Source organism: Streptomyces sp. H39-C1 (assembly GCF_027158125.1).
GTDB lineage: Bacteria > Actinomycetota > Actinomycetes > Streptomycetales > Streptomycetaceae > Actinacidiphila > Actinacidiphila fildesensis.
The window spans coordinates 61,031-83,555 of the sequence record NZ_JAPVLS010000021.1; the positions used below are offsets into that span (position 1 = coordinate 61,031).

20 protein-coding genes are annotated in these 22,525 nt (G+C 69.3%); 5 read left to right on the top strand and 15 right to left on the bottom strand.

Features of this window, described 5'->3' with window-relative positions; genetic code table 11:
- Nucleotides 1–17: 17 nt before the first annotated feature.
- The 7 genes from O3W51_RS16405 to O3W51_RS16435 all read right to left on the bottom strand — a co-directional run bounded on the left by O3W51_RS16405 (nt 18) and on the right by O3W51_RS16435 (nt 6,983).
- On the bottom strand, nt 18–719 hold the full coding sequence (locus tag O3W51_RS16405; RefSeq protein WP_198358529.1) for an SDR family NAD(P)-dependent oxidoreductase: 702 nt from the start codon (nt 717–719) through the stop codon (nt 18–20).
- Nucleotides 720–737: 18 nt separating this feature from the next.
- Entirely contained in the window at nt 738–1,949 is a 1,212-nt protein-coding gene (locus tag O3W51_RS16410; protein WP_198358528.1) for a cytochrome P450, read from the bottom strand.
- 44 nt (nt 1,950–1,993) lie between these two features.
- Nucleotides 1,994–2,662 carry a TenA family protein gene (locus tag O3W51_RS16415; RefSeq protein WP_138356821.1) on the bottom strand — a complete coding sequence of 223 codons (669 nt, stop codon included), beginning with the start codon at nt 2,660–2,662 and terminating at the stop codon, nt 1,994–1,996.
- Nucleotides 2,663–2,763: 101 nt separating this feature from the next.
- Nucleotides 2,764–4,116: an FAD-dependent oxidoreductase gene (locus tag O3W51_RS16420; protein WP_138356822.1), complete on the bottom strand. Its 1,353-nt coding sequence runs from the start codon at nt 4,114–4,116 to the stop codon at nt 2,764–2,766.
- A 142-nt stretch (nt 4,117–4,258) separates the two neighbouring features.
- The gene (locus tag O3W51_RS16425) at nt 4,259–5,449 is read right to left on the bottom strand and encodes a nucleotide disphospho-sugar-binding domain-containing protein (RefSeq protein WP_331284073.1); all 1,191 of its coding nucleotides are present in this window, start codon (nt 5,447–5,449) and stop codon (nt 4,259–4,261) included.
- Between the two features lie 74 nt (nt 5,450–5,523).
- Entirely contained in the window at nt 5,524–5,784 is a 261-nt protein-coding gene (locus tag O3W51_RS16430; RefSeq protein WP_244809609.1) for a ferredoxin, read from the bottom strand.
- Between the two features lie 5 nt (nt 5,785–5,789).
- Nucleotides 5,790–6,983 (bottom strand): cytochrome P450, encoded by a 1,194-nt coding sequence (locus O3W51_RS16435; RefSeq protein WP_138356824.1) that lies wholly within the window; start codon nt 6,981–6,983, stop codon nt 5,790–5,792.
- Between the two features lie 250 nt (nt 6,984–7,233).
- On the opposite strand from O3W51_RS16435, the gene O3W51_RS16440 reads away from it, so the two are divergent.
- Together O3W51_RS16440 and O3W51_RS16445 are read left to right on the top strand one after the other, a co-directional pair.
- Complete coding sequence (locus O3W51_RS16440; RefSeq protein WP_138356825.1) at nt 7,234–8,244, top strand: methyltransferase; 1,011 nt, start codon at nt 7,234–7,236, stop codon at nt 8,242–8,244.
- 50 nt (nt 8,245–8,294) lie between these two features.
- Nucleotides 8,295–9,314 carry a methyltransferase gene (locus O3W51_RS16445; protein WP_187145136.1) on the top strand — a complete coding sequence of 340 codons (1,020 nt, stop codon included), beginning with the start codon at nt 8,295–8,297 and terminating at the stop codon, nt 9,312–9,314.
- Nucleotides 9,315–9,485: 171 nt separating this feature from the next.
- Here the strand turns inward: O3W51_RS16445 and O3W51_RS16450 are convergent, their stop codons facing one another.
- Entirely contained in the window at nt 9,486–10,694 is a 1,209-nt protein-coding gene (locus tag O3W51_RS16450; protein WP_138356827.1) for a cytochrome P450, read from the bottom strand.
- A gap of 459 nt (nt 10,695–11,153) precedes the next feature.
- On the opposite strand from O3W51_RS16450, the gene O3W51_RS16455 reads away from it, so the two are divergent.
- Entirely contained in the window at nt 11,154–12,446 is a 1,293-nt protein-coding gene (locus O3W51_RS16455) for a cation:proton antiporter (protein WP_269286376.1), read from the top strand.
- Between the two features lie 200 nt (nt 12,447–12,646).
- Here the strand turns inward: O3W51_RS16455 and O3W51_RS16460 are convergent, their stop codons facing one another.
- Nucleotides 12,647–14,038 carry an NAD(P)/FAD-dependent oxidoreductase gene (locus O3W51_RS16460; protein WP_138356829.1) on the bottom strand — a complete coding sequence of 464 codons (1,392 nt, stop codon included), beginning with the start codon at nt 14,036–14,038 and terminating at the stop codon, nt 12,647–12,649.
- 278 nt (nt 14,039–14,316) lie between these two features.
- Between O3W51_RS16460 and O3W51_RS16465 the strand changes: the two genes are divergently transcribed.
- Complete coding sequence (locus O3W51_RS16465) at nt 14,317–16,434, top strand: MMPL family transporter (protein ID WP_138356830.1); 2,118 nt, start codon at nt 14,317–14,319, stop codon at nt 16,432–16,434.
- Nucleotides 16,435–16,514: 80 nt separating this feature from the next.
- Here the strand turns inward: O3W51_RS16465 and O3W51_RS16470 are convergent, their stop codons facing one another.
- On the bottom strand, nt 16,515–17,534 hold the full coding sequence (locus O3W51_RS16470; RefSeq protein WP_138356831.1) for a methyltransferase: 1,020 nt from the start codon (nt 17,532–17,534) through the stop codon (nt 16,515–16,517).
- Nucleotides 17,535–17,745: 211 nt separating this feature from the next.
- Here O3W51_RS16470 and O3W51_RS16475 point away from each other — a divergent pair, with 211 nt between their 5' ends.
- Nucleotides 17,746–19,353 (top strand): FAD-dependent monooxygenase, encoded by a 1,608-nt coding sequence (locus tag O3W51_RS16475; protein ID WP_138356832.1) that lies wholly within the window; start codon nt 17,746–17,748, stop codon nt 19,351–19,353.
- A 175-nt stretch (nt 19,354–19,528) separates the two neighbouring features.
- On the opposite strand, the gene O3W51_RS16480 is transcribed toward O3W51_RS16475, so the two are convergent.
- Genes O3W51_RS16480 through O3W51_RS16500 form a run of 5 tightly spaced genes read right to left on the bottom strand, consistent with a single transcriptional unit; the run spans nt 19,529 to nt 22,523 of the window.
- Nucleotides 19,529–20,386, bottom strand: coding sequence for an LLM class flavin-dependent oxidoreductase (locus O3W51_RS16480; RefSeq protein WP_138356833.1), 858 nt, complete (start codon nt 20,384–20,386; stop codon nt 19,529–19,531).
- A 2-nt stretch (nt 20,387–20,388) separates the two neighbouring features.
- On the bottom strand, nt 20,389–21,126 hold the full coding sequence (locus tag O3W51_RS16485; RefSeq protein ID WP_138356834.1) for an SDR family NAD(P)-dependent oxidoreductase: 738 nt from the start codon (nt 21,124–21,126) through the stop codon (nt 20,389–20,391).
- Nucleotides 21,127–21,137: 11 nt separating this feature from the next.
- Entirely contained in the window at nt 21,138–21,458 is a 321-nt protein-coding gene (locus tag O3W51_RS16490) for an antibiotic biosynthesis monooxygenase family protein (RefSeq protein ID WP_138356835.1), read from the bottom strand.
- A complete protein-coding gene (locus O3W51_RS16495; RefSeq protein WP_138356836.1) occupies nt 21,448–21,771 on the bottom strand; it encodes an antibiotic biosynthesis monooxygenase family protein in 324 nt (107 codons plus the stop codon). Before O3W51_RS16495 ends, O3W51_RS16490 begins: the two co-directional genes overlap by 11 nt.
- Entirely contained in the window at nt 21,771–22,523 is a 753-nt protein-coding gene (locus O3W51_RS16500) for an SDR family NAD(P)-dependent oxidoreductase (protein ID WP_138356837.1), read from the bottom strand. Before O3W51_RS16500 ends, O3W51_RS16495 begins: the two co-directional genes overlap by 1 nt.
- Nucleotides 22,524–22,525: the final 2 nt, after the last annotated feature.

The window sequence follows — 22,525 nt, forward strand, 5'->3', positions numbered from 1 at the left end:
CCTGGGACGCCGCGGGCTCAGCCCGGTCCGCGTTTCTCGGTGAGGAAGTGCCCGGTCGGTCCGTCGTCCGGAAGGGTCGCCACATCGGCGATGAACCGGGCGGCAGCTTCAGGGAGTTGCTCCTGGGTCGGCATCATCCGGGTGCGCACCCGGCCCGGGTTCACGGCGTTCACCAGGACACCGGTCCCGGCGGTCTGGGCCGCCAGCATGGTCGTCAACCCGTTGAGCGCGCTCTTCGAAAGGGAGTAGCCGGGAGTACCGGCGAAGAGCCGGCCCCCGAAGTCGGCGGTGGTGCCGCTGGAGATGATCACCACCCGGCCCCATCCCCGCTGGACCATGGGCGGAACGAACTCCTGCAGAACGCGCCAGGTGCCGAGCAGGTTCACCCGCAAGGTCCGTTCGACGAGTTCCAACGGCACGGAGAGCGGATCGGTGCGGGCGTCCAGCAGTACGCCGGCGTTGCACACCAGCACATCGACGGGCCCGGCCTCCGATCCGGCCAGCTTCACGCTGTCCGGATCGGTGACATCCAGTACGCACGACCGCACTCCGGGACCGATCCCGGCAGCCGCGGCGCGGCCCTCGCCGGCCAGCCGCGCGGCCACCACCACCTGGAGCTCCCGGTGGTGGAGCTCGGCGGCGACCGCGCGGCCGATGCCGCGGTTGGCTCCGGTGATCAGGGCGGTACGCGGCGGGGTCGCCGCGTTCTCACTGGTCATTCGTCACATCCACCCGGGTCAGCGAAATCGCATGGGCAGGTACTTGATGCTGTTCATGAAGTTGGTCTCGGGGCGCACCGGCGTACCGGCGATCTCCAGCCGCGACAGCAGGTCGACGATGCCTTCGAGGAACTGGCGCAGCTCCATGGTGGCCAGCGCGTTGCCGATGCACACATGCGGACCGCCGCCGCCGAAGGCGAGGTGCGGGTTGGGAGTGCGGGCGATGTCGAACCGGTCCGGGTCCGTGAACACCTCTTCGTCCCGGTTGGCCGACGTGTACCACATCACCACCCGCTCGCCCGCGCCGATCGGCTGGCCGGCGATCTCGGTGTCGACGAGGGCCCTGCGGGCGAAGTGGGTCACCGGAGTTACCCAGCGCAGCACCTCGTTCGCGGCGCCGGGCATCAGGGTGCGGTCGCCCCGTAACGCGGTCAGCTGGTCGGGGTTCTCCATCAGGGCGAGGACGCCGCCCGTGACGGAGCAGTATGTGGTCTCGCTGCCGGCCGTGATCAGCGTGGAGGCGAACAGCCCGACCTCGTCCGGGGTGAGCCGGTCAGGGAGCCCCAGCCGCTCACCGTTGAAGCGGGCGGACAGCAGGACGGAGAAGCAGTCGTCGGTGAGGTTCTTGGCGCGGTAACGGGCGAAGTCCAGCAGGTACTCGTAGATCTTCTGGAAGGAGTCCAGGCCGCCCTCGGCGGCGGCCGCCTCGTACTCCGCGTCACCCAGGTTCACCGTCTGGCCGGCCCAGCCGAGCATCATGGCCCGGTCGCCGGCCGGGATGTCGAGCAGCTCGAGCAGGACCTCGAAGGGGAGACGCAGCGCGATGTCCTCCGCCAGGTCGAACTCGCCCTTCTCGGCCACCTCGGCGAGCAGCGAGTCGACGATGCGGCGGATCGGCCCCTCCAGAGCGGCGAGTCGTGCCGGGGCGAACGCCTTGAAGGTCAGTTTGCGCAGTCTGGTGTGCTCGGGGCTGTCCAGGAAGGTGATGATCGGCGGGCTGGGGTCCACCTTGCGGATGGAGGTCATGGTGGTCGGGCTGGACGAGAACCGCTTGGTGTCCCGGGAGACCTCGGACACGTCCCGATGGCGCGTCAGGTACCAGAACCGCTCGCCGTCGGTGTCCTTGCCCAGCGGCAGCCCTTCGGAATGGCGCAGTTGGCGGAAGTAGTCGTAGGGGATCCCGTTGTTGAACACCTTGGGATCCATCAGGTCGAGATCGTTGGTGGCCATTGCTCGCCTTTCTCGTCGGCCCACCGGTGCGGTGGCCGCTCGTCTCAGACCGGCCACGAGGGCTGTCCCGCGCAGCATTCGGCGAATGCCCACTCGTACCGGATGCTGAGGGAGAACTGGTCGATGATCACCCGGCGCTGGGCGGCCGAGGAGCTCTCGCCGACCCGGTCGGCCATGTCGCGGAAGGCCTGCACCGCGTACTGGTACGACTCACCGGGGTGGTAACTGCGAATCCAGGGCACGTAGCGCGTGCCGGGTACGGCGTTCCGCAGGAGGTTGTCGGACACCTCGGCGTTGAACCACACCATGGGCAGCAGCGCGCCGACGCCCGCATGGAAGGAAGAGGCGCTGGCAGCCGTGAAGAACGAGGTGTGCGCGTGGGTGGCCGCGTGGATCGCCGGCCGGGCGTCGAGTTCCGGCAGGCCGAGTTCGCCAGCCAGCGACAGGTACGACGAGCGCAACTCGTCCCTGGCGTCCAGCGTGCCGGTGACCGACTGCCCGAACAGAAAGGTGTCCGCCTCGTCGGGCGCGACGGCCGCGCAGCGGGCCAGCGCGCGGGCGTAGGCCGGCAGCAGGAATCCGGCGTCCTGCTCGACGAAGCGTGCCAGTGACCCGACCGGCAGCGAGCCGTCCCGCAGGCCGGCCCAGAAGGGATGGTCCAGCACTTTCCGCAGCACCGGGCCGCAGATCTCGGCGAGTTCCTCGTACAGCATCTGTTCCCTCCCGCGCGCCGTGTTCTCCCGATGAGGGACCGTATCGACCACTGCTCGAATGAGCCTGGTGGCGTCCTGGACGGTTGACCGGCCGAACCGTCCTAGTCCTCCCGGCCGTGCCCGCGGTAGGACCGGTCGGAGTCGGCCAGTCGGCGCTTGAGGGCAGGCAGGTGATTGACGACGCGCATCGTGGTACGCAGCGCGGCCAGCAGGATCCGGCCGACGAACGGCTGGTCGGGCCCGGTGCCGCCGCCCGATTTACGGGACTCCTTGACGGCGTCGAACCCGTACTCGATCATCTTCGTCTCGTAGTCGCGGATGGCCGCCAGCAGCGGTTCCCGCCCTTCGTGGGCGGCGACGAGCATCCGGCACAGCAGCCGGGCGTCGCGCAGTGCCGTGTTGGCGCCGACCCCCCGGCCGGGGGTCATGGTGTGGATCGCGTCGCCGATCAGCGTGACGTGGGTGGTCTCCCACTGCGGAATGGGGACCGCGGTACGGATCTTGATCGGGAAGCAGCTGTTGGGGTCGGCGAGCTCGAAGAGCTTGCGCAGGTCTGGGTGCCAGTCCGTGGTGCGCTCATTGACCAGCCGGTACAGGTCGGGGCCCTTCATCTTCAAGGTGTCGTCCGGCAGCCGCTTGGCACGGGTGACATAGCCCCAGTTGATGTAGTCACGGGTATTGTCGAAGGTCAGCCCGGGCCACTGCCCGAGGAGCTCGGCGTCGCTGGAACCGATGCCGTCCTTGGGGGCGCCATCGGCGTCCCAGGGGAACTCCATCGCGTGGTAGATGCAGAAGACGCCCTTGGGTGCGTAGATCATCGAGATGCCGCGCCGCATCTTCGGGGTGAGCAGCGCCACGGTCTCATCGGTGACCGGTACCTTGCCGGTGATGCCGATCGGCCCGCAGTCCTCCAGCCGGGCGTGCGGCAGGTACTGCCGCCGGACCCGCGAGTTGCTGCCGTCCGCCGCCACCAGCACGGTGCCGTCCACCGAGCTGCCGTCCTCGAAGAACGCCGTGACGGAACCGTCGTCATTGGTCCGGTAGCGCTTGAAGGTCTTCCCGAAGTGGACGATGTCCTGCAGGCCGGTCAGCAGTACCTGACGTAGCGTCATCCGGGACACGGACTTCTCGCTGTCGACCGCGTCGTCGGACTTGAAGCCGTCCAGCGACAGGACCTCCTTGCGCCCCTCGGTCAGGAAGTTCACGTACTCCGGCGGCCGCGCGCAGGTGGCCAGGAACGTGGCGTACAGATCGGGGGGCAGGCAGTCGCGCAGGGCGCGGGTGCCGTCCGGGTTGATCCCGACCCGGTATCCCTGCAGCCCGTCGGCCCGTGTGGCGTCCCTTTCGTAGACCGCGACACTGACTCCGGCGCGCTTGAGGCCGTGCGCCAGGCACAGCCCGCCCGTTCCCGCGCCGATGATGACGACATGCAGAGTGGAGGTGGGCGCCGACATGAGGAACTCCTCATCCAGGGGTGATCGACCGGACAGGGCCTGGGCCCTGGCCGGCCGGAAGTCCTGCGAGGCTCGCACCGGGGCACTGAGAGCCGGTCGAAGAATCCTGGACACGGAGTCGGGGGGCGGCCGGCCGCGACCGTCACGTCGCGGGTGCGCCCGCAGCGATGCTCTCCAGCTCTCCGACGACCTGCGCCGGTGCGGGCTGCCGGCGCATCTCCTCCTGCAGCCGTTGGGCGCTCTCCCGGTATCCGGGCCCGGCCAGCAACTCGGCGAGCCGCTCGCGGATCGGCTCCGGTCCGTCCACCGGCGCCGGGAGGACGACTCCGGCGCCCGCCTCGGCGAGCCGGCCCGAGTGCCGCACATGGTCGGGCAGCCGGGGAACGAGGAGTTGAGGCAGACCCTGGGACAGGGCGGTCAGCAGCGTCCCCGCGCCGCCGTGGGCGACCATCAGGTCGCACTGGGGCAGCAGCAGGTGCAATGGTGCGGACTCCACCACGTCGACGCCGTCCGGCAGCGTGCCGAGCAGCTCCCGCTGGCCGCGCGTGCTCGCGACCACCACATCCACGTCGAGGCCGTCGATCGCCCGGGCCACGTCGCCGGCGAGGAAGAGCCCGGGATCCAGCCGGCCCATGGTGGTACCCCAGCTGATGCAGACACGGGGCCGGCCCGACCGTTCGGGCAACCGAGGCGGCGCCAGCCCCGGGCCGTTGTACGGGATGTACCGCATCGGCAGGCGCCGCGAGGCGGTGGGGACCTGCAGTCCCCCGGGGCACGGGTCCACGGTCCCCACCCCGAACGGGTCCACGCCGTCCAGGCCGAGCTTCTCGCTCAGCGGACCGAGCGCACCGGTCACGAACCGCCCGACGACGCTCATCAGATCGGTGCCGTAGAGATGGCGCACGGCCGGGATGCCCAGCTTGGCGGCGGCCAGCGGCCCCGCGAAGGCCGTGGGATCGAAGACGACCAGGTCGGCGCGCCATTCCCTTCCGAGCTCGACGAGGTCGTCGACCATGGCCTGGGCCAGGTTGCTCAGCAGGTCGAGGACGCGCGGACCGCCGCCGGATCCCGGCTGCGCGGAAGGCGGCGTCAGCACGATGTTCCGGAAGACCGCCTCCGCGTCCACATTCTGCCCGACCGGTGCGGCGGGCAGGCCGGTACGCAGAACGGCGTATGTGAGGGCCGGCTGACTGGCCATCAGCACATCATGACCGGCGACCCGGCAGGCCCACGCGAGAGGCACCATCGCGTAGAGGTGTGACGGCCACGCCCAGGAAGTGAAGACGATACGCATACCGCCATGGCAGCACGCGGCGCTTGCCGCTGCCTCCATTGCCGCTTGAGGGCTCGCCGCACCCCGGCCCCGGGTACGGAGTGCGGCGGCCCGGCCGGAACTCTGCCCGGTGCTCAACCGGTCGCGGCCTGCCCTGAACCGCTGTCGGCGCCGTCGGCGCCGGCGCCGACCGCCGGTTCCTCGATCCGGATCGACCGGGTCGGACAGCTCCGCTGGGCGTGCAGCAAATCCTCACGCAGCTCCTGCGGCGGCTCCGCGTTCACGACGAGTACCAGGCCGTCCTCGTCCTGGTCGAACACCTGGGGCACCCGGTAGACGCACAGGCTGCTCGTCACACACGTGTCCTGGTTGGCGGAGACTCTCAGGCTGCCCACCGCCGTCACCAGGTCACAGGGACGTTGGTGTACCCGGCGAGGAAGCCGCCCTCGGGACGCACCAACTCGTCACCCGGGATGGCCAGTTTCAGTCCGGGGAAGCGCTGCAGCAGGCCCTCGGTCGCCTCCTGCAGCTCCATGCGGGCCAGTGCCGCGCCGGCGCAGAAGTGGATGCCGGCACCGAAGGTCAGGTGGTGGTTGTCCTCGCGCCGGATGTCCAGCGTCAGCGGGTCCTCGAAGACCTCCTCGTCGTGGTTGGACTCCTGGGAGAGCAGGACCGAGGAGCCCTTCGGGACGACGGCGCCGTCGGACAGTTCGATGTCCTCGACCGCGTACCGCAGCGTGCCCAGCGAGGTGCCCATGATTTGGTAGCGCAGCAGCTCCTCCACCGCCGACGGCACCAGCGACAGGTCGGCCTTCAGATCGTCGGCGACCTCCGGGCGGTGCAACAGGACGGCCATGCTGGTACCGAGCTGCGAGGCCGTGGTCACATAGCCCGCGATCAGCAGGGTCTTGACCCAGTTCTGCAGCTGGTAGTCGGTCAGCTTGCCCGGGTCCTCCCGGCTGATCTCGATCAGCTCGCTGATCAGGTCGTCACCGGGCTGGGCCCGCTTGGAGTCGATCAGTTCGGTGAGGTAGTCCCAGTACTGCTTGCGGCACTCCTCGACCTCGTCCTCCGGCAGCCGGGTCACCGACAGATAGCCGTCGATCAGTCGGCGGAACTTCGTGCGGTCCTCCGCGGGCACTCCCAGCATCTGGCAGATCACCAGGATGGGGAGCGGATATGCGAACGCCTCCATCAGCTCGGCGGGCTGCGGTCCCGCCTCCATCTCGTCCAGCAGGTCGATGACGACCTTCTTGACGAACACGCGCAGCGCCTCGATGCGGCGGGCGCTGAACGCCCGCATCACCACGGAGCGCTCCTCCAGATAGCGCGGTGGATCGTTGTCGACATTCGGGTCGCCGAACAGGTCGTTGCTGGCGGACACCCTCGACGCCCGGCCGAACGTGTTGCGGCTCAGCCGCTCGTCTGCGAACAACCGCCGTACGTCCTTGTACCTGGTGACCAGCACGGCGGGTTCGCCGCTGGGCAGAGTGATCTCCACGAGCGACCGCTCGCGCAGTGCCTTCCACTCCTCAGGGATGTCCGGGGTCGGGGCCCAGGGGATGGGGTAGCCGACGGGGCACGACTCACTCATACGGGAACCGCCCTCTCAATACACTCACCGCTTGTATCGCGCACAGCTTGGGCGCTCGGTCTGGTGACCGGCTCGAAGCCCGGTCGATACCCGCCCCACCGCACCCGCCCGAGGCGGGGACCACCTCCCAGCGGTAGCTATGAGGTGCCCTTCATGTCCGCCCCATGTCCGGCCGGACAGGCCCTAGCGCCAGTCGAGCAATCCTCGGTCCGCCGCTGCGAGATTGCCGCCGGTGAAAGGAGAACCGCCCATGACATCGACCGGAGCGGACCCTGGGACCGCAGCGGGGATCATCCGGCTCGGCACCGCGTTCTGCGACGCCAAGGCCCTGCTCACCGCCGTCCGTCTGGATCTGTTCACGGTCCTCGCCCAGAACCCGGCGACCGCCGGTGAACTGCGCACGCTCCTACGCCTGCACGGCCGCGGGCTGCCGGAGTTCCTTGCCCTGCTGGCCGCCCGCGGCCTGCTGCGCCGGGACGTGGACGGCCGCTACCACAACGCCGAGGGCGCCGATCGCCATCTGGTCGCCGGCCGTCCGGGCGCCGTCACCGGCTTCCTGATCGGCGCGGACATCAATCTGTACGACGTCTACGGGCGGCTGGGAGAGGCACTGCGCACCGGCAAGCCGCAGGCCGACGGCGACTTCGCCGGAATGCTGCAGGACCCGGTGGCGGTCGACCGCTTCGCGCGGATGATGGACGGCCTCACCGAGGGGTTCGGCGCCAAGCTTCTGGACGCCCTGGACGGCACCAGGTTCCGCACCGTCCTCGACGTCGGCGGCTGCCGGGGCCATCTGACCGGGCAGCTGCTCGCCGCCCGTGACGACCTGGTCGGGCATGTCTTCGACCTGCCCCAGATGGAGCCGGTCTTCGACGAGCACATGGCCGAACTCGGCCTCACGGAACGGGCGCACTTTCACGCGGGAGACTTCTTCAGAGATCCGCTGCCGCCGGCAGACGTGATCATCTTCGGCCACAACCTGAGTGACTGGGACCCGGACCAACGCCGGCTGCTGCTGACCAAGGCATACACGGCCCTGAGCCCCGGCGGCACAGTGCTGGTCTACGACCGGATGCTCGGCGAACGCCGGGACGACACCGAGAACCTGGTGGCCAGCCTGAACATGCTGCTGGTCACCGAAGGCGGCAGGGAGTACACCGTCGCCGAGCTGGGAGCACAGGCCCGAGCCACCGGCTTCAGCTCCATCACCCACCGGCCACTGGCCGACCACGACACGCTGGTGTCGTGCCGGAAGGACTGACCGCCGCCGCGCCGCGCGGCGGGCCGAACTAAGGAACCATGGGGAGTGCAATGAGCAGTCAGATCTCTGGACAGCCGGCGACCGCGGCGGAATACCTTCCGCTTTCCTTCGGCTTCGCCCTGCACCAGATAGGCGCCGCCGTGTCATCGCTCGGCGTCCTCGACGCCCTGGCCGACGGGCCGCGTACCGCCGCACAGTTGGTCGAGGTCACCGACGCACATGCCGGCAGCCTGCGTCGCCTGCTGTACGCCGCCACGAAGGCCAAGCTGCTCACCGTCGACAGCGAGGGCTACCACCTCGCTCCGCTGTCGGCCTTCTTCGGCCCGCTGTCCGACTACCACGCCGCGCCCGAGATCTGGGCGGCCTGGGGAGCTTTCGAGGAGTCGATCCGTACCGGTGTGGACGCGTTCCAGATCGCCAACGGCGCACCGCTGTTCGACTACATCAAGACCAATCCCAAGCTCGCGGCCACCTTCCACGCCGCGATGTCCGCAGGCAGCGACGCCCAGGTGCCGGCGATCGTCGAGCACTTCGACTTCAGCCGGTTCAAGACCATCGTGGACTGCGGTGGCGGCAAGGGCACCCACCTGACCGCCATTCTGGCCGCCAATCCACACCTTCAGGGCACCATCTTCGACACCGCCAACGGTGTGGTCGAGGCCGCTGCCGTGATCGAGGACGCCGGGGTCGGTGACCGCTGCGAGGTCGTCGTGGGCTCGTTCTTCGACTCGGTTCCCGAGGGCGCCGACCTGTACGTGCTGAAGAACATCCTCCACGACTGGAACGACGAGGAGAGCGTCCAGATCCTCTCCAACATCCGCAAGGCGATGGCACCGGGCGGGCGGGTGGTCGTGCTGTCCTCAGTGCTCTCCGAGGGCGAGGACGAGGACCCGGGCGACGCGCTGGGCGGTGCCATCTCCGACATCGAGATGCTGGTGATGACCACCGGTCTGGAGCGCAGCCAGAGCGAGTATGCCCAGCTGTTCACCGACGCGGGTCTGAAGCTCTCGACCGCGACCGCGCTTCCCTGCCCCTGGCTCTACTACGCGCTGGAGGCCACCGCCTCCTGAATCCGCAGCAGGGCAGTCGGTCGGGCGGGCCCGGAGCAAGCAGCTCCGGGCCCGCTCGGCGCTGCCCTGGCGAAGCCGATGCGACGGAGCGGCCCAGTGGCGCAGCGAGAAGCCGGCCCCGGCTTTCGACCGGGACCGGCTTCGTTTCGCGCTGTCACTTCCCGCGGTGGATCAGGTGTCCCAGGTCACCGGGAGCGAGTGGACTCCGTAGAAGACCTTGTCCACACCGGTGGGCACTTCCTCGGCCGGCACCGCGAGCCGCAGCCCGGGCAGTCTGCGCAGCAGGGCCTCGAAGGCAATCTTCATCTCCACCCGCGCGAGATGGGCGCCGAGGCACTGGTGCACACCGAAGCCGAACGCCATGTGCGGCGCCCCCTGGCGGCTCACGTCCAGCTGGTCCGGATCGGGGTACACACCGGGGTCACGGTTGCCCGCGGCCAGTGAGGTGACGACGGTCTCGCCGGCCCTGATCAGCTGCCCGGCGATCTCGGTGTCCTCACGCGCCGTGCGGGTGAGGCCGAACTGCACGATGGTCAGGTATCGCAGCAGCTCCTCGACAGCCGTGTCGAGCAGATCCTCGTTGGCCCGCAGTTTCGCGGCCTGGTCAGGGTTCTGCAGCAGGGCGAACGTGCCGAGGCCGAGCATGTTGGCGGTGGTCTCCAGCCCGGCGATCAGCAGCAGCGCGCTGATGCCGACGACTTCGTCGTCGTTGAGCGGACTGGTGCCGTGGTGCAGCAGGTCGCTGACGATGTCGTCCCCGGGCGCCGTGCGCTTGGCACGGACGAGTTCGCCCAGGCTTCCGTAGAGGCCGTCGCTGGCCTCGCGCAGTTGGTCGGCGTCGGTCTTCAGGGAGAGCATCGCCAGGATCCAGCGCTGGTACTCGGCCCGGTGCGGCTCGGGGATGCCGAGCATCTCGGTGATGACGCGGGTCGGGATGGGCTGGGAGAACCAGCTGACCAGATCGACGGGCGGGCCGTGGTCGATCATGGCGGTCAGCTGGTCGTTGATGATCTGTGTGAGTCGGGGAGTGATCTCACGGGTGCGCTTGCGGGTGAAGTACCGGCTGACCTGCCGGCGGTACCGGCTCTGCTCGGGAGGGTCCATCGCGGAGAACACCCCGGGCGGTACCTGGAGCTCCTCCTCGGGCAGCGGCAGGTCCGTCGCGGGGGTCACCTGGATGAGGGGCGGGCTGAAGCGCTGGTCCGCCAGCGTCGCGCGCACGTCCTCGTAGCGGGTGACGAGCCAGCCGATCCGCCCGCCCGGAAGCCGCAGACGGCTCAGCGGCCGTTCGGCACGCAACTGCGCGTATTCTTCCGGCGGATCGAGCGGGCAGCGTCGCTCGGCCGGCAGGTTCATCGGGTCGGGCAGCGGGATGGGCATCCACACACCTTCTTGCTGTGTCGTCGGGTCCGTACCGGGGCCGGGTAGGGCCTGTCCAGCCGGACAGACCCTGGCACCGGTCGGTACTCCAGCAGGGCGATGTCGCCCCGGACCGGTTCGTCGGCCGGCTCGGGGCCGGCCATCGGCGGTGGGACGGTTCCATTCCTCCAGGCTTCCGCGCACAGGTTCCCGGCTCCCGCTCGAACTCCGATGGGGCTGCGGTCGACCGGTGCCGCCCGGGCGGGCGCGGCGGCCCCGTGGCGGCGGGTCCTGACTCGTCTGCCAGGCGTCCTTGAGGCAGGCCCGGTACTCATCGGAGGCATGTCAGTCAGGTGACGCGACATCCAGTGGTGTGGGAGCCCGGTACCGACCGACGGGCGGGGCCCCGACGGGTCCCGGTCACCCGCTCCCCGCGGGGCATGACATGACACTGTCCGCCACATACGAGGAGTAGACGCCATGACAGGAAGTCAGGCTGCCACACTGTTCTTGGGAATCGCCGTAATCCTGCTATTAGCCCGACTGTTGGGCGCCGGCGCGAAGGCCATCGGCCAACCTCCCGTGCTGGGTGAGATCCTGGGCGGGATACTGCTCGGCCCCACGCTCTTCAACGGCGCTGTCGCCCGGCACCTCTTCCCTGCCTCGGTCGGTCCGTTCCTCTCGGCACTGGCCAACCTCGGGCTGATCCTCTTCATGTTCGTCATCGGCTTCGAGCTCGAACACTCCCTGGTGCGCGGCCGCGGCCGGATCGCCGCCGCGGTGTCACTCAGCTCGATCCTGCTGCCGTTCGGCCTCGGGGTGGTACTGGCACTGCACCTGAGCCACCGTCACCCGGCCCACAGCACCGCCGGTTTCGTCCTCTTCTTCGGAGCGGCGATGTCGGTGACCGCCTTTCCGGTGCTCGCACGGATCCTGACGGACCGCGGAATGCAGCGCACACCCGTCGGCAGCCTGGCGCTGGCCTGCGCGGCCGTCGACGACCTGCTGGCCTGGTCGCTGCTGGCGGTGGTGACCACCATCGCCAGCGGTACCGGGCAGTGGCACACCCTGCTCGCACCGGTCTATCTGGCCCTGATGATCGGCGTGGTCCGACCACTGTTCCGGCGGCTGTTCGCCACGCACTCGACGTCCGGCCGGCTCTCGCCGCAGGTGCTGACCCCGGTGCTGATCGGGCTGATGCTGTCCTGCTGGGCCACCGAGTGGATGGGCGTGCACTTCATCTTCGGCGCCTTCGTCTTCGGACTCGTCATGCCGCGCGGCGGCCCGCAGGTCGTCCGCGAAGGACTGTTGAACAGCTTCGAGAACGTCGGCATGGTCTTCCTGCTCCCGGTCTTCTTCGTCACCGCCGGGCTGAAGGTCGACCTGTCGCACCTGAGCACGCGCGATCTGGGCGAGCTCGGACTGATCCTGCTGGTGGCCATCTCCGGCAAGTTCATCGGAGCCTTCACCGGGGCGAAGCTGCAGGGCGTCTCCACCCGGCACTCCGGCGTACTGGCCACCTTGATGAACACCCGCGGGCTGACGGAGCTGGTCATCCTCACCGTGGGCGTGCAGCTCGGCGTCCTCGACAAGGGGCTGTACTCGCTGATGGTCGTGATGGCCATGGTCACTACCTTCATGGCAGGACCGATCCTGCGGCTGATCTACCCGACCGAGCAGATCGAACGCGACACCCTGCCGGCATCACTGGTGGTGGTGGAACCGAACCTGGAATCCGAGCGGGAAGCCGAGCGCGTCGCGCACTCGGCCTAGAAGTCGGGCCACACGGCAGCGGGCGGAGGGGGAACTCCCCTTCCGCCCGCTGCCGTGCTGTGCCGTGCCGTGCCGTGCCGTGCTGCCGAGTGTGCACGGCGAACGGCTGGGGGCGGGAGCCTCGGCTCCCGCCCCCGGCCGCTGGGCCGTTCCCGGGTCCTTCACGGACAACCAGTGTCAGGACGCCGCCCACACCGCGCTCACTCGCCGGCCCGCCGCAGACCGAGCTTGGGGAAGAAGGAGAGATACAGCCCCCTCACTGCGCTCTCCTCGGTCATCGGCGCCGCCTTCTGCTCGTGCACCCGGTTGAGGTTGTTCAACGGGATGGGGTCGCCGCTCTCCGCGCCGGTGAGGTGCTGCTGCACCTTGGCGTAGACGTCCTGGGCGTCCTCAAGGTCGGCGATGCCGGTGATGATCCGGTCGAAGGCATCCTGGATGTTGAGCCCGTCGCGCTGCTGCTCGGTGAGCCGCTGCGCGTTGTAGAAGTGGTAGTCCTTGCCGCGGTAGCTCTCGTAGAAGACGGACACCAGGACCAGCAGTCGCTCGTAGGCGTGGCGGTAGACCGTCCCGTAGAACTCCCAGGCCTGCTCCTCCGTCACCTCTCCGCGCAGCACGCTGGAGATGGAGGCGGCGGCCAGCATGGCGCTGTAGGTGGCGAGGTGGACGCCGGTGGACAGCAGCGGGTCCAGGAAGCAGGCGGCGTCGCCGCTGAGCAGGAAGCCGGGGCCGCCGAAGGACTCCGCGGCGTAGGAGTAGTCCTGCTCGACCTTGAAGTCGGCGACCCGCTCCGCGCCGGCGATCAGCTCCTGAATGATGGCCGACTGCTCGACCGACTGGTCGTAGACGGCCTGGATGCTGCCCAGTTCGGCGCGCTGCGCGTTGAACCTGTCCCTGCCGGTGACCAGCCCGATGCTGGTGGTGCCGTCGTGCAGCGGGATCACCCAGAACCAGCCCTCGGCCGTCGAGGCCACCCCGATGGCGCCCGCGGGGCCCTTGGGCAGCGGCTTGGCGCCCTTCCAGTACGTCCAGGCCGCGACGTTGCGGAAGACCTCGTGGAGCTTGCGGTTCTTCAGGTGCTTGGTGGCGATGACACCGTTGCGGCCGGAGGCGTCGACGATGTAGTCGAAGGCGATGCGGCCCTTACTGGCGGCGTCCTTGGTCTCGGCCCACAGCGCGGCCACCGGACGGTCCCCGTCGAATTCCAGCTCCTTGACGGAGATGCCCTCGACGACCTCGACGCCCAGCTCGCGGGCATGGTCCAGGAGGATCTCGTCGAACTCGGACCTGACGACCTGCCAGGCACTGGGGTTGTCATCGCCCATGGCGCTGAAGCGGACCTCCCACTCCTCGTCCCCCCAGAAGAAGTAGGCGCCTCCCTTGGGCTGGAAGCCGTGGCGTTCCACCTTGTCCCATACGCCGAGCAGCTCCAGGATCGGCCGGCAGGACGGCAGGATCGACTCGCCGATGTGATAGCGCGGGAAGCGCTCCCGCTCCAGCAGCGTGACTTCGAATCCCTCCTTCGCCAACAGGCCGGCCGCGGTGGCTCCCGCGGGTCCGCCTCCCACTACGAGGATCTGGGTCGACTCACGCATGGACATCTCCATCCTCCGACGAATGCAACTTCAGGTAGTGAGGGCACGCGATCGGCACACCGTGTCCCCACCGGGTGGAGGTCCGCTGGACGGGTGCTCGAAAGGGCCGGTCACCGGCCGGGCCAGCGGGCGGGACTCCCCCGATACAGGCCCGCTTCAGGCCAACAGGGGCCGAAATTGTACGCGCCGGTCGCTCGACCTGCGCTCAAGCCCCGAGCGGGACCATGAGCACCCCCGCATCACGCGATGTGTCACCGAATGTACGGAGGAACCCCACCATGACCCCTAGGCGCACGGAGGCGTCAGGTCGCCGGCTGCGGTGGCTGGTGCCGCTGTTGCTCATCCTCGGATGGCTCCTGGTGAGCGGTGCGACCGGCTCGTTCAGTCAGAAACTGGGCGATGTGGCCACGAACGACGGCGCGGCGTACCTGCCCGCCAAGGCCGAGTCAGTACACGCCGACCAGTTGCAGTCCACGTTCTCCGACAACAAGACCTACCCCGCCGTAGTGGTCTACGAACGGGCGTCCGGTGTCACCTCCGCCGACCAGGCCGCCGTACGGTCCGACGCCGCCGCCGCGGGAAAGCTGGCCGGCCTGCGCGGCCCCGTGAGCCCGGTGAGCGTGTCGAAGGACGGCCGCGCCCTGCAGTTCACCGTTCCGCTCGTCAACCAGGCCAAGCCGGTCAGCGACGCGGTCAAGGTGCTGCGGGCGAACGCGTCGCAGCACCCGGGGCTGGCCGGGCATGTCACCGGACTCGGCGGGATGTTCGCCGACTTCGCCGGGGCGTTCAGCAATATCGACGGGCAGCTGCTGCTGGTCGCCGTCGGACTGGTGATCCTGGTCCTGCTGCTGGTCTACCGCAGTCCCACGCTGCCGTTCCTGGTCCTGCTCGGAGTCATGTGCGCCAGCGGCGTGGCCGGGGCCGTGGTCTACGGGCTCGCCAAGCACGGCTCGATCACCTTCACCGGCCAGAGCCAGGGCGTGCTGTCAGTGCTGGTGGTCGGCGCGACCACCGACTACTCGCTGCTGCTCATCGCCCGCTACCAGGAGGAACTGCGCCGCACCCAGAACAAGTACGAGGCCCTGGGCACCGCCTGGCGAGCGATCCTCAAGCCGGTGCTCGCCTCGGGCGGTACCGTCATCCTGGGCACCCTGTGCCTGCTCTTCAGCAACCTCAACAGCAACCGCAGCATGGGACCGGTCGCCGCGATCGGCGTCGCGGCCTCCATGCTGGCCGCACTGACCTTCATCCCCGCCGTCCTGGCCCTCGCCGGCCGTGGCGTCTTCTGGCCGTTCCGGCCCGCCTTCGGTACCGCCGAGCGCACCGGTAGTGGTCTGTGGGGCCGGGTCGCGGGCCTGGTCGGCCGCAAGCCCAGGAGGGTCTGGCTCACCGCGGGCGTCGTGCTGCTGCTCGCTGCCTGCTTCGTCCCGCAGTTCAAGGCGTCCGGGATCGCCATCACCGACAGTTTCACCAAGACGACCGACTCCTCGACCGGCCAGAAGATCCTCGGCGCCCACTTCGCGGGCGGCTCGGGCACGCCGGTGTCCATCATCACCAAGGCCGCCACGGCGGACCAGGTCGTCGCGGCCACGAGCAAGGTGAGCGGTGTCACCTCCGTCACCCGGCTGAACAAGGTGGTCAACGGGCTGGCCGAGGTCGACGCGGTGCTCGCCGCCACACCCGACGGACCGGCGGCCGTGGACACCGTCAAGCAGATCCGGGTCGCGGTGCACGCGGTTCCGGACGCGGATGCCAAGGTCGGCGGCTTCACCGCCATCTCCATCGACACCCGGGCCGGTGGAATCCGGGACCTCAAGGTCGTGGTTCCGCTGGTGCTGGTGGCGATTCTGATCGTGCTGGCGCTGCTACTGCGGGCGCTGGTGGCGCCGCTGCTGCTCATCGGCACCGTGGTGCTGTCGTACGCGGCCACCATGGGAATCTCCGCACTGGTGTTCAATCACGTCTTCCACTTCGCCAACGCCGACCCGTCGGTCCCGTTGATGGGCTTCGTGTTCCTGGTGGCATTCGGCGTGGACTACAACATCTTCCTCATGCACCGGGTGAGGGAGGAGTCGCTGGCGCACGGCACCAGGGCCGGCACGCTCACCGCGCTGCAGCGCACCGGCGGGGTCATCACCTCGGCCGGCGTGGTGCTGGCCGCGACCTTCGCGGCGCTGGCGGTCCTGCCGATGGTGTCGATGGCCGAGCAGGCGTTCATCGTCGCGTTCGGCGTGCTGCTCGACACCATCGTGGTCCGGTCCCTGCTGGTTCCGGCGCTCGCGCTGCAGCTGGACGACCGCACCTGGTGGCCGTCCCGCCGCGTGTTCGGCACGCAGATCCCGCGGTCCCGCGCCGGGGTCGCGGACAAGCAGCCGGAGCCCGAGCCGGCGAGCTGACACAGCCCCGTACACAGCACTCCGCCCCCGGTCCTCTTCCAGGACCGGGGGCGGAGTGCTGTGTACGGCAGTGGCGGTGCTCAGGCGGCCTTACGGGCGACAACGAGCGTGTCGTAGTCGCCGAGCAGCTTGACCTCGGTGCCGGCGAAGCCGGCGTGCTCCGCGTATCCGACGATCTCCGCGGCCGGGTATTCGGAACCGCCGTCGGTGACCAGCAGCATGTCGAGGCTGATCACCAGGTTCTCGGCGTGCTCCGGCTCGTCGTCGAGCATCCGGTCGTAGACGAGCAGCGTTCCACCGGGCAGTACAGCGTCGTACGCCTTGTGGATGAGGTAGCTGCGCTGGCTGGGGTCCCAGTCGTGCAGGACATGGCCCATGACCACGATCTCAGCCTGCGGCAGCGGGTCGCTGAAGAAGCTGCCGCCGTGGAACTCCACCTTGCCGGGGATGCCGAGTTCCTCCGCGAGTTCCTTCGCGAAGGGCGCCATCTCCGGAAGATCGAAGACATGCCCGGCCAGATGCGGCTGGGCCTTGACGATCTGGGAGCACAGATTGCCCCGGGCGCCACCGACGTCCAGTACGGACGTGAATCCGGACCAGTCGAACGCCTCGATCAGCTGGGCACCGAGAACGTTGGTGAAGGCATCCATGCTGCCGATGAACTGGCGCAGGATCGCGGGGTTTTGCGTGACTTCGTCGTAGTGGCTGCCCGACTGCTGCTTGCCGGTGCGCAGCGCCTCCTCCAGCCGACCCCAGGCCGGGTAGAGGTTGCGGCTGGACCGCAGCAGGAAGCCACCCACATAGGCGTCCCCGGTGCGGACCAGGTGCTTGGCCGTACCCGGCGCGTTGCGGTAGACGCCGTCGGTGCGCTGCAGCACCTTCAGGGCCACCAGCAGATCGAGAAAGTCGCTGAGGCCCCGGCCGTGCAGTGACAGCAGCCCCTTGATCTCCTCGGCGGTCGCCCCGCCGGACGGGGCCTCCTGCAGTTGCGTGAACAGATCGAGTTCCACGGCGGTCAGCAGGGCCTTGGCATCGCAGAACGCGTTGCCGAGCCGGAGGATCCCGGCGGCCGTACTGACGTCCGGGGGGGTGGTCGTCATCGGGCGGACTCCTTCCTGGACGCCTGGCCACCAGGCGCCGGTGTCATCGTCGTGACGCTCGCAGCCGGCCGTGGAGCTGACCTCGAACACGCCTCGAACCGCAGGCGGGCCAACGGACCCGACCGGGAGGCCAGGCATCCTTGAGCACCGGTCAGTACCCCTTACCTGTGCCGCGGACAGTCCGCATGGCAGTGTTCCTGAGGGGATACGCATGTATGACGTGAACATCCCTGTACTGATCGTCGGTGCCGGACCGGTCGGGCTGTCCACCGCCCTGTTCAGCGGGCGCCACGGGATCAGTACTCTTCTGCTGGAAAAGCGCACGGCGACCTCCACGCTGCCGCGGGCCCCCGGCCTGCAGTCGCGCACCCTGGAGTTGTTCCGTGCCGCCGGAATCGGCAAGGACATCCGGGCCCTGGAGATGGGAGACTCGCACCCCTTCTTCGAGGGCGGGATCATCCAGGTCGACACCTTCGCCGACATCGACAACGCCGTCGTCCTCGAGTCGCCCTCACTGGACGGACCCACCGTCAGCCCCGAACGCGTGATGGGCTGCGGCCAGGACCGCTACGAGCGGGTCCTGGTCGACAAGGCCCGGGAGTTCGGTGCCGACATCAGGTTCGGAACCAAGCTGATCGAGTTCACCCAGGACGACGAGGGCGTGACGGCCGTCGCCGAGGAGCTGGAGACCGGTCGGCGCTACACCATCAGGGCCGGCTACCTGGTCGGCGCGGACGGCGCCAACAGCCATGTGCGGACCGAGCTGGGCGTGGAACGCAGCGGCCGCGGAACGGTGTTCGACGCTCTGAGCATCTACTTCAAGGCTCCGGAGCTGGAATCACTGATCAAGCACCGCCCGTTCATCCTGTGCTACGCCAATGTCAACGGGACTCTGATGGGCCTGTCCCGGCTGCACGGCTGCGACCCCTTCCTGGCCGCCCCGATCTACTTCCCGGACAAGGGCGAGAAGCCCGAGGACTTCACCGACGAGCGCTGCATCGACATCGTCAGGACCGGTTCCGGCCGTCCCGACATGGACGTGGAGATCGTCGCCAAGGTTCCCTGGCAGGGCGCCCAGCTGGTCGCCGAGCGGTTCAGGACCGGACGGATCTTCCTGGCCGGGGACGCCGCCCATCTGCACCCGCCTGCCGGCGGGTTCGGAGCCAACACCGGCATCCACGACGCGCACAACCTGTCGTGGAAACTGGCCGCCGTCATCAAGGGCTGGGCCGGGGACGTCCTGCTGGACAGCTACCACGAGGAGCGGCACGCGGTCGGCTCCGCCATGGCCGAGCAGGCCATGGTGCGCAACCGCATCCGGCACGGCTACGCCACCGACGAGGACCGGGCGACGATGGTGGACGACATCATCATCACCCTCGGGTACCGGTACAAGTCGGAGGCCATCACTCACGACCAGACCGGTCCGGTGCTCACTCCGCACCTGGAACTGAAGGGCGAGCCCGGCACCAGGGCGCCGCACCTATGGGTGGAGCGGAACGGTTCGAAGCTTTCCACCATCGACCTGTTCTGGGACTCCTACGTGCTCCTCACGGACGCCTCCGGCGCCGCGTGGGCCGAGTCCGCGGTGAAGGCCGCCGCAGAGCTCGGTGTGCCGCTCAGGGCCCACCTGGTGGGCCCTGGCGCCGAGCTGACACCGGGCGAGGAGCGCGACTGGGGTTCGGTGTACGGCGTGGGCCCGGGTGGCGCGGTACTGGTCCGCCCGGACGCGTTCGTCGCATGGCGCTCGCAGGGGCCGGTGGCGGACCCGCAGCAGGTGCTGACCGAGGTCCTCTCCCGGGCCGCCGGCCTCGGGTAACACAGCTCCGTCCCACAGCCGCCGGAGGCGCCCGTCACACCTGACGTGACGGGCGCCTCCGGCACTCCACCGCCCCGCGGCCCCACCCGCAGGCCAACACGCACACAAGATCCCGGCCCGGACTCATGGTACGAGTCCGGGCCGGAATCTTGTGTGCGAAGTCCCTGAAAAGGGGCTACAGGGCCGCCTTCGCGAGCAGACTCACCTGCTGGGAGTCCGCGGTGCACGGCAGCAGGATCAGCTCGTCACAACCGGCCTCCGCGTACGCCTGGGCCGCGTCACGGATCTGCGCCGCGTCCACGAGCACGCCGCTGGCGGCCCGTTCGGCCTTCACGCCGATGAACGAGTAGTAGTCGCGCAGATAGCGGCCCGCCGTCGATCCGGCGTCCGGGCCGAGGCACGCATACACCAGCGAGACCATCCTGGGCCGTTCGGTGCGCCCGGCCAGCGTCCATTCGTGCTGTGCCTGGCGGACCAGTTCCCCGTAGGCCGTGGCCGAGCTGCCGCCCGCGATCCAGCCGGTGCCGAATCTCGCCGAACGCCTCATCGCGGTCCGGGAATGGCCTCCGACCAGCAGCGGGATACCGCCCTGCCCGGCGGGGAGCGGACCGATGACGGGCCCCGGACCCTCCCCGCTCCAGATGTCGCGGAGTTCACCGAGGAGTTCGTCCAGCCGCGCCCCCCGACCGGCGTAGTCGGCGCCGGTGGCCTTGTAGTCGTCGTCACGGCCTCCGGCGGCGACACCGAGCGTGAACCGCCCCCCGGAGACCGCGTCGAGGGTCGCCGTCTGCTTGGCGAGCAGCGCCGCCCCACCGCGATAGCCGGCTATGAGAATGGTGCTGGCCAGCTTGATGCGGGTGGTGACCGCGGCCGCCACCGCCAGCGACATCAACGGTTCGAAGTTGTCATACACCAGCCGGTCCAGCACGCCCAGAGTGGTGAAACCTGAGTCCTCGGCCGCACGCGCCCAGGCGGCCAGTCCAGGCCCGGACTTGTCGGGAACGGTGGTGGGCAGCCCGAGTCCGATGTCCACGGTCAGACCCCGCCGTCGACATTGAGCGTGGCGCCCGAGATGTAGCGGGAGGTGTCGCCGGCCAGAAAGAGCACGGCGCCCGCCACGTCCTGCGGAGTGCAGATCCGGCCGAGCGCGGTCATCCCGACGATCCGCTCCACGGCCTCCGGCGGCAGACCGGCGCCCGGTTCGGTCTCGGTGAGACCCGGCGCGATGGTGTTCACGCGGATCGAACGAGGCCCGAGTTCCTTGCACAGCGCGCGGGTGAGCCCGATCAGCGCGGCTTTGGAGGCGGTGTAGTGCACTCCGCGGACCCGGCCGCGCAGCGCCACCGAGGATCCGATGTTCACCACCGAGGCACCGTCGACGAGCAGGTCGAGCGCGGCCTGGGTCATCAGGTAGGCCGAGGTGACGTTGTGGTCGAAAACCCGGTGCCATTCGGACTCGGGCAGCTCCGCGAACCAGACCTGGCCGTCCACTCCGACATTGTTCACGAGAACGTCGAGCCCCCCGACGGCCTCCCTCACCTGTGCGGCCACCGTACGGACGTCGGCGGCGTCGGTCACGTCCGCGCGCAGCAGCAGATGTCCGTCACCGGTCTCCTTCAACTCGCGGGCGAGTGACTCGCCGTCCTCCCCCGCGCTGCGCGACACCACCACGACGCGAGCGCCGGCGCGCGCGAAGGCCAGTGCCGCCGCCCTTCCGATGCCGCGCGTACCGCCGGTGATCAGTACGCGTTTGCCGGCCAGTCCCTGCTCCATCTGCTCCTCCTTCAGTACGCCGCGTCGACCCGGTAGATACCGAACGGAGCGGAGAGTCGTGTGTCGCGGTACGGCCGCAGCGGAGCGGTGTCCGCGCGGTGCCCGGCGCCCTCTTCCCATGACTGGAAGGCCGCGAGATCCGCCCACCGGCTCACCACGGTCAGGGCCGAGGGGTCGAGGGCGGACTGCAGCAACTCATTGGCGAGCATTCCCGGCACGTCGGCGAGCCGCCGGCTGACCACGTGGTACGCCTCGCGCACCGCGGCCAGCTCGGCCTCGTCCCGGGCCTGGTGATGGATCATCACCAGGACCTCGCCCGCCTCAGGCGGCATGGGCGGCTCCCTGGATGTGCTCGACCACCCGCATGGTGTCGAAGGTCGCCGAGGCGCGGTAGGCGTGCAGTCGCTCGCGATGGGCGACGTGCGCCTTGCCGTCCTCGAACGCCCGGAAGCCCGTCTCGTCGACCCAGTCGCTGACGATGTAGTAGGTGTCCTCGTCGGCGGTGCTGCGAGCCAGCCACTGGCCGATGTTCGCGGGGTGGCCGGTGACCGCGTCGGTACCACTGCGCCACTCCTGCTCGAACTCCGCCGACAGACCGGGCTTGATCGTCATTTCCAGCATCACCCGGAAGGCTCCGCCGGCCATCAGGAGATTCCCCCGTCGACCGAGATGGTGGCACCGGTGACGTAGCGGGACAGGTCACTGGCGAGCCACAGGATGGCGCCGGCGACCTCGTCGGTCCGGCCGAGCCGGCCGAGCGCGGTCTTGCTGCTGTAGCGCTGGACCATCAGGTCCTGCTGCTCCTGCGGCAGGTCGTAGAGCGCCTCGGTCTCGATGACGCCGAGGGCGACCACGTTGATCCGGATACCCTGGGAGCCCAGCTCCTTGGCGAGCGAGCGGGTGAGCCCGACCAGTGCCGACTTCGTCGCCGTGTAGTGCGCCCGCAGCGGGATCCCCGCCTCCGCGCCCTTGGATCCGATGCTCACGACGGAGGAGCCCTCGCCCAGTAGCGGCAGGGCGTTCTGCGTCACCAGGTGGGTGGCGGTGAGGTTGGTGGCGACGATGCGCTGCCATTCCTCGAACGGGAGCTTCGCGTAGGGGATGTGGCTGATGGTGCCCGCGTTGTTGACCACCAGGTCGAGGTGGCCGTACAGGCTGCCCGCCTGCTCCAGCAGGCTCGCGACCTGCGCGGGGTCACTCAGGTCGGCGCGCAGCACGTGGTGGTCGCCGCCGATCTCCTTGAGCTCGCGCTCCAGGGTGGCGACCCGCTCCCCTTCCTGTAGGTAGCAGGTGATGACATCGACGCCGGCGCGGGCCAGTGCGAGCACTATGCCGCGTCCGACACCACGGGTGCCGCCGGTGACCAGCGCCTTCTTTCCTTGCAGTTCGAGATCCATCT

Bases quoted from the DNA above. Each gene is read 5' to 3' on its own strand.
- O3W51_RS16435 (WP_138356824.1), bottom strand. From the start codon at position 6,983: ATGAGTGAGTCGTGCCCCGTCGGCTACCCCATCCCCTGGGCCCCGACC.
- O3W51_RS16405 (WP_198358529.1), bottom strand. From the start codon at position 719: ATGACCAGTGAGAACGCGGCGACCCCGCCGCGTACCGCCCTGATCACC.
- O3W51_RS16460 (WP_138356829.1), bottom strand. From the start codon at position 14,038: ATGCGTGAGTCGACCCAGATCCTCGTAGTGGGAGGCGGACCCGCGGGA.
- O3W51_RS16455 (WP_269286376.1), top strand. From the start codon at position 11,154: ATGACAGGAAGTCAGGCTGCCACACTGTTCTTGGGAATCGCCGTAATC.
- O3W51_RS16425 (WP_331284073.1), bottom strand. From the start codon at position 5,449: ATGGAGGCAGCGGCAAGCGCCGCGTGCTGCCATGGCGGTATGCGTATC.
- O3W51_RS16445 (WP_187145136.1), top strand. From the start codon at position 8,295: ATGAGCAGTCAGATCTCTGGACAGCCGGCGACCGCGGCGGAATACCTT.
- O3W51_RS16410 (WP_198358528.1), bottom strand. From the start codon at position 1,949: ATGGCCACCAACGATCTCGACCTGATGGATCCCAAGGTGTTCAACAAC.
- O3W51_RS16440 (WP_138356825.1), top strand. From the start codon at position 7,234: ATGACATCGACCGGAGCGGACCCTGGGACCGCAGCGGGGATCATCCGG.
- O3W51_RS16450 (WP_138356827.1), bottom strand. From the start codon at position 10,694: ATGCCCATCCCGCTGCCCGACCCGATGAACCTGCCGGCCGAGCGACGC.
- O3W51_RS16470 (WP_138356831.1), bottom strand. From the start codon at position 17,534: ATGACGACCACCCCCCCGGACGTCAGTACGGCCGCCGGGATCCTCCGG.
- O3W51_RS16490 (WP_138356835.1), bottom strand. From the start codon at position 21,458: ATGCCGCCTGAGGCGGGCGAGGTCCTGGTGATGATCCATCACCAGGCC.
- O3W51_RS16420 (WP_138356822.1), bottom strand. From the start codon at position 4,116: ATGTCGGCGCCCACCTCCACTCTGCATGTCGTCATCATCGGCGCGGGA.
- O3W51_RS16500 (WP_138356837.1), bottom strand. From the start codon at position 22,523: ATGGATCTCGAACTGCAAGGAAAGAAGGCGCTGGTCACCGGCGGCACC.
- O3W51_RS16475 (WP_138356832.1), top strand. From the start codon at position 17,746: ATGTATGACGTGAACATCCCTGTACTGATCGTCGGTGCCGGACCGGTC.
- O3W51_RS16495 (WP_138356836.1), bottom strand. From the start codon at position 21,771: ATGGCCGGCGGAGCCTTCCGGGTGATGCTGGAAATGACGATCAAGCCC.
- O3W51_RS16415 (WP_138356821.1), bottom strand. From the start codon at position 2,662: ATGCTGTACGAGGAACTCGCCGAGATCTGCGGCCCGGTGCTGCGGAAA.
- O3W51_RS16465 (WP_138356830.1), top strand. From the start codon at position 14,317: ATGACCCCTAGGCGCACGGAGGCGTCAGGTCGCCGGCTGCGGTGGCTG.
- O3W51_RS16485 (WP_138356834.1), bottom strand. From the start codon at position 21,126: ATGGAGCAGGGACTGGCCGGCAAACGCGTACTGATCACCGGCGGTACG.